The following is a 6,107-nucleotide window of genomic DNA, read 5'->3' on the forward strand; positions in this document are numbered from 1 at the left end:
TCGGTCCAGGTCCGCGTCCTCGAACACCACCACCGGCGACTTCCCGCCCAGCTCGAACGAGAAGCGCTTCAGGCTGTCGGCCCCGGTCCGCATGATCTCCCGGCCGGCCGCTGCGCTACAGCAACCGCACCCGGATGTTGCGGAACTCGATCAGATCGTTGTCACTGTGGTTCTGCAGCCCGACGTAGCCGCTCGCGAACTGCCGCAGGTCGGTCGGCGGGTCGCCCGGCCGGGAGGACTCCTGGCCCGGGGTGTTGTCGAACTCGTTGATCACCACGCCGTTGCGGATGATCGTGTAGTGCTGGCCGACCACCTTGATCTCGTAGGTGTTCCACACGCCCTTCGGCGTGGCGCCGGCGTCCTCGAGCCCGACCTGGTCGAAGTTGTAGATCGACCCGGTCTTCTGCGGCTCACCGGTCTCCCCGTCGTAGAGCTGGACCTCCTGTCCACAGTAGATCGCGACCCACGCCGCCGAGTCGCGTGCGTTGCCGACGGTGCCGCAGCTGCCCGGTGGCCGCTGGTCCAGCGGAGTCCGCACGTCCGGGAACCGGACGAAGACGCCGCTGTTGGCCCGGTGTCCCTCGGGTGCGATGTCCTTGAACTCCATCTTCAGCGAGAAGTCCCCGAACGCCTTCTTCGCGTACCACAACATGCCCAGCCCACCGGCGGCTCTCAGCGACCCGTCCGGCTGGATCGAGAACGACCCGGACGGAGCCTGGGACCAGCCGTACAGCGACTGGGTCGTCCCGTCGTAGATCGCGTCGTAGCCAGTGCTGCCGGGCTTGCCGATGTTCGACGCCCGCGCGGCGGCGTTCAGCTTCGTCTGCTGGTTCGCGTTGACGATGCCGAGGTTGCGCAGCCGCTTGACGACGGCCTCGACGTGGTTGACGAACGCGGCGTGACCGGCCCACGAGCTCTCGTCGTCGATCATGTCGTCGATCTTGCAGCCGCCGCCGGCGTTCTTGTTCACCACGGTGGTGTCGGTGTCCCCGAACGTCACCGTCGTGTTCGGATCGGGGTTGGTGCAGCCAACACTGACCGCCGTACGGACCGTCGCCGTCGTACCGTCGGCGTAGGTGACGATCAGCCGGGCGGTGTGCGCGCCCACCCGCGTGTAGGTGTGCCGCGGGTTGGCCTCGGTGGAGGTCTTGCCGTCACCGAAGTCCCAGTCGTAGGCCACGCCACCGGCTCGCGTGCCGTTGAACTGGTAGGTCAGCGGCTTGTTCTGCACCGCGACCGACGAGGCCGCCGGCAGCGGGGTCGGCGGGCCGCCCTCGTAGCTGACCTTGATCAGCTTCTGGTTCGGGTCCAGGCTGAAGAACCCGCCCGCGTAGTCGAGCATGTAGAGCGCACCGTCCGGACCGAACTTGGCGTCCATCCAGCTCTGCAGCTTGTTGTCGCCCGATCCCGAGCCGATGATCTTGGCCAGGGACTCGGCGAACACCGGCGGCTGCTGCGTCGGCACGCCCGCCGGGTCCACGGTCAGCGCCACCCGGTTGGCCGCGTTGCACTCGTCGCCGACGAACCACTTGTCGTCCCAGTACTTCGGCCAGGCCACGCCGCTGTCGGTGTCGACCCGGTCGTGGTGGTACGTCGGACCGTTCATGACCGCCTGGCACCCGCCACGCAGGTACGGCTGGGTGTAGGTGGCGTCGTCCGCGTTGTAGGTCGGGATCGAGCTGCCCGGCCGCTTCGGGAAGACCGGCCCGCCGCCGTCCGGCGAGTACCAGACCATGTTGTCCTTGATCGGCGGCAGCTCGACTCGGCCGGTGTTGCGCGGCGAGGTGTTGAGCGGGTGGTCGCAGTCGTACCAACCGGTCAGCACGTCCGCGTCATTGTTGCTGCGGTCGCGGTAGGGCTGCCTGTTGCCCATGCAGTACGGCCAGCCGTGGTTGCCCGCCTCGGTGATGATCGTGGCGGTCTCGTACTTCGCCGGCCCGAGGTCGGGGTCCGGCGAGCCCGCGTCCGGGCCGACCCACGCGGCGGTCAGCCAGTTGGTCTCCGGATCGATGGCCAGCCGCGAGATGTTGCGCACGCCCATCACGTAGATCTCCGGGCGCGTCTTGTCCCCGACGTCCTGGGCTTCGGGGAACAGGTTGCCCTCGGGGATCGTGCTCGTGCCGTCCGCCTCCGGGTGGATGCGGAGGATCTTGCCGTTGAGGTCGTTCGTGTTGCCGGCCGTGCGGCGCGCGTCCTGGAACGACAGGCCCTGGAACTCGGCCTCCCAGTTGTTGCCGGAGTAGCCGTCCGAGCCACCCGAGGAGTTGCTGTCACCGGAACCCACGTAGAGGTTGCCGTCCTTGTCGAACGACATGCCGCCGCCGGAGTGGCAGCAGCTGTGGATCTGCGCGGGCCAGCTCAACAGGTCCTTGCGGGTGGCCTGGTCGATCGTCTGGTTCTGCTTGTCGTAGGTCAGCCGCGAGATCGTCCGCTGACCGATCCGCTTGTCCCGGTCGATCGACTCGTGCGGCATCCAGTACACGTAGAGGAAGCCGTTGGTCGCGAAGTTCGGGTCGGGGACGATGCCGAGCAGGCCCTCCTCGTTCTTGACCAGCTCGTCACCGCTGCCGCGGTTGCCCATCACGTCCAGCGTGGTGAGCAGCTTGACCTGCTTGGCGACCGGGTCCCACTGGTGGATCGTGCCGCAGCCCTTGCCGATGTCCGGGTTCGTCCAGTCGTTCGGCTGGGGCACGGCGTTGCCCGCGCAGGCCGCCTTGCCGACGTAGAACACCGTGCCGTCGGGCGCGACCGTGAGACCGTGCGGCTCGCCCATCTGGTCGAGCTGGCCCGCCTGGTTCGGCGCGGACAGCCGCTCGATCTTGTAGTTCGCCGCGATGGTGGCCTGGCAGTCGGCGCGGACCATGCCGGTCGTCCACTTGAGAGCGCCGAGCAGGTGGCTGCGGAACGCGGCCTCGCCGTAGCTGCCGTCCGTGCCGCCCATGCCGGTGTAGAAGGACCGGCCGCCCTCGTAGTCACGGCACCAGGAGACCGGGTGGAAGGCGCCGTTCGCGCCCTGGCCCGCGTCGTGGCGCCACTCCTCCACCTGCGCCACCGTGTGCACGGTGCCGAGCGGGTTCGGCGCCCAGTTGCGCCACTTGTCGGTGCGGGTGAGCTTCATCGGCAGGCCGGCGTTGGCCGGGTGCTGGCGGTCGGTGAGGTCGACGACCGACTCCTGCGGGGTCGGCTCGGGCGGCGGCGCCGAGTCGGCCGTGTACAGCGACAGCTCGGCGAGCTGGGTGAGGTTCGCGCCGGCGTTCTCGGTGATGTTCAGCCGGTAGTGCGCGTAGGACGTGGTGTTGTCCACCTCGAACTCGCGGCGCTGGAACCGCTCGGCGAACTCCTCATCGGTTCGGGTGTCCAGGTCCGTCCACGTGGAACCGTCCTGAGACCCTTGCAGGGCCCAGTTCTTCGGGTCCCGGGTGGCGGCGTCGTTGGCCGAGGTGAGCGCGTACTTGGTCACCGCGGCCGGCTCGCCGAGCTCGTAGGCGACCCACCCGGTGGGCTCGAACGCCAGCCACTTCGTCTGCTCCTGGCCGTCGTTGAGCTTCTCCTTGGTCTCGTTCGGCGGGTTCTCCGCGCTCGCCGTGATCGCCGACGCCGGCAGGGCGGGCGGCAGGGCGCCGACCGGGCGGGTGCCGATCAGGCCGGTCATCCACTCGGAGTCGGGTTGGAACTTGGCGGCGTCGGCGACGCCGAGGTAGCCGTTGCCGGCCTTGATGTAGTTCTGGAGTGCGGTCTCCTGCTCACCGTTGAGCGCGAGGCCCTCGGCGGAGAGGACCACGACGGCCCGGAATCGGGCCAGGTTCTCCGCGGTGAACGCCTTGGGGTCGCTGCTGACCGAGACGGTCATGCCGTTCTGCTGGCCGAGGCCGGCGATCGCGTCGGTGGCGCGCTCGACCGGGTCCTTCTGGTCCGCGGCCGGGCCGTGGAAGACCATGACGTTGATCCCGGCGGCCTTCGGTGCCGCGGCCTTGGCAGGCGCCGCGGGCTTGGCGGCCGGCGCGGCGGCCGCGGGTGCGGCCAGGGTGCCGAACGCCATCGCCGCGCCGATCATCACCACCGCGGCGGTTCTCCAGGCTCGCCGTGTGGCCGAACCCGTGGGAGCTCTGCGTCCCATTCCCTCGCTCCTTCGTGTGGTCGTGTGGTCGTGTCGTCAGGGAGTCACCGGTGGGCGGAGTGCTCGCCCTGCGCGCTGGCGCGCGCGTGCTGGTGGTCGTGGAAGCGGTCGATCGCCTCCTGCGCGCCGGCGGGCATGCTGCCGTCGGAGTTGCGGACCAGGAACAGCCCGACCATCCCGCCGTCGGCGTGGAACTGGACGTGGCAGTGGTACATCCACACACCGGGCCCGACGCCGGCGCCGGCGATCACCTGGAAGCCGAACGAGCTGCCCGGGTCGAGGTTCTTGTTGTCGACGACCGGGCTGTGGTCGTCGTCCCCGTTGAGCATCCCGGTGCGGGTGTCCGCCCAGCGGTGCGCGTGCAGGTGGAAGGTGTGCGGCTGGTTGCCGTGCCCGACGGCCAGGAACTCCACCCGCTGGCCGTGGTTGGCCTCGAACATCGGGGTGTCCGGGGCCATCTTGTTGTTGATGGACATCTCGTTGAACACGACCGTGAACTGCTTGTCGGGCAACAGGTCCCCGCTCTTGCGGACGATCAGCCCGCCGTAGAGGCCCTTCGCGATGCCGGGTGTGCCGTGGTCGCCCATGGCGTGGTCGTGGTAGTGCCAGTAGCCGGCGCTGCCGGGCATCCAGAAGCCGCCGGACGCCCTGGCCTGGGGCCGGCTGCGCCAGGTGTAGGTGCGGGTCTCGCCCGGCTCGTTGAAGGAGGCGTTGAGCGGGCTGCCGTCGGACGCGGTGTCGTAGTCGACGCCGTGCGGGTGGATCGACAGCCGCTGGTCGGTGTTGTTGACGAGCTCGATCTCGAGGGTGTCTCCCTCGTAGATCTCCAGCAGGGGCCCGGGAATCGTGGCCTCCCCGGGGTTGAGGCCGTAGCCGAACAGACCGTTGGGCAGCGGCTCCGCGTAGATCGTGACCTGGCGGAGCTTGCCCCTGGGCTGTGCGGCCGCGGCGACCGTGAACGGTGCCGCACTACCGTTCACGACAAGTGGGGTCACCAGGCCGGCCGCGGCTCCGGCCAGCATGGATCGGCGCGACCACCGGCCGCGCGGGGCTTGTTCGTCCATCGAGGATCTCCATTCGGGGCACCGGGATCGTCGGGGAGGGCAGGGTGGTGCCACCGCGGTCTGCGGGTGGCGGGGATCCGGGGTCGGCGACGCGGCGCACCGTGGATGGCACGCGGGTCCGCGGCCGGGACGCTCGGCGGTGCAGGCCGCCGGGTACCGCCGCGGTGACATCCGTTGTCACGCTGCCTCGCATTCATCCGGCGTCGAGGCGCCGGGTGTCCCTCACGTTGGCTGTCGCGTTGACTCGTGTTGACGCAGACGTACCGCTTCCGATCAAACGACTCGAACTTATGTCTCGGAGCGACGAAAGTTAAGAGGCCAAACGGCCCAATAGGTGACTCAGGGCACCCCGGTCGGCTCCGTGCGCACCAGGATTACGGTCCGTTAGTTCAACCGTTGACTGAATGCAGTCGGGCAGCTCACGCCAGGTCGAGCACGGCCTTGCCGCTGACCCGCCGTTCCCGCAGCGCCGCCGCGGCGACGGCGAAGTCGGCGAGCGGGCCGCGCCAGCCGATCGCCACCGACAGGTCTCCCGCCGCGAGGAGCGCCACCAGCTCGGCCAGGTCCGCACCGACCGGGCCGGTGTTGACGAACGACGTCAGCGACTTGGCCGGGCCGATCGTCGAGTACGGCGGGAAGACCGCCGGCTGGCCCGAGGCCCAGCCGATGCTCTGCAGGCTGCCGCCCTCGGCGAGCAGACGCCAGGCCGCGACGAGCTGCGGCCCGCCGACGTTGTCGAGCACCACGTCGACCGGCGTGCCGATGCCGTCGAGCCCGACGACGACCTCGTCCGCGCCGAGCCCCTCGCCGCGCTCGAAGGAGCCGACCGACGCGATCACGTACGCCCCGGCCAACGACGCGAGCCGGACCGCGAACCGGCCGACCCCGCCGGCCGCGCCGGTGACCAGCACCCGGCGGCCGAGCAG

Annotated in this window: 3 protein-coding genes and 1 pseudogene; all 4 read right to left on the minus strand. The window is 69.8% G+C overall.

The features are described 5' to 3' along the window. Positions 1 to 105, minus strand: a pseudogene (locus ACRDSK_RS30875) (aldehyde dehydrogenase family protein); the annotation flags it as partial. Between the two features lie 10 nt (positions 106 to 115). Next, complete coding sequence (locus ACRDSK_RS30880; RefSeq protein ID WP_431444924.1) at positions 116 to 4,117, minus strand: ThuA domain-containing protein; 4,002 nt, start codon at positions 4,115 to 4,117, stop codon at positions 116 to 118. 44 nt (positions 4,118 to 4,161) lie between these two features. After that, the gene (locus ACRDSK_RS30885; protein WP_431444925.1) at positions 4,162 to 5,181 is read right to left on the minus strand and encodes a multicopper oxidase domain-containing protein; all 1,020 of its coding nucleotides are present in this window, start codon (positions 5,179 to 5,181) and stop codon (positions 4,162 to 4,164) included. 419 nt (positions 5,182 to 5,600) lie between these two features. Beyond that, a partial coding sequence (locus ACRDSK_RS30890; RefSeq protein ID WP_431444926.1) for a zinc-binding dehydrogenase occupies positions 5,601 to 6,107 on the minus strand: 507 nt, incomplete at its 5' end.

Origin of the sequence: Actinophytocola sp. (assembly GCF_050699915.1) — a bacterium.
GTDB lineage: Bacteria > Actinomycetota > Actinomycetes > Mycobacteriales > Pseudonocardiaceae > Actinophytocola.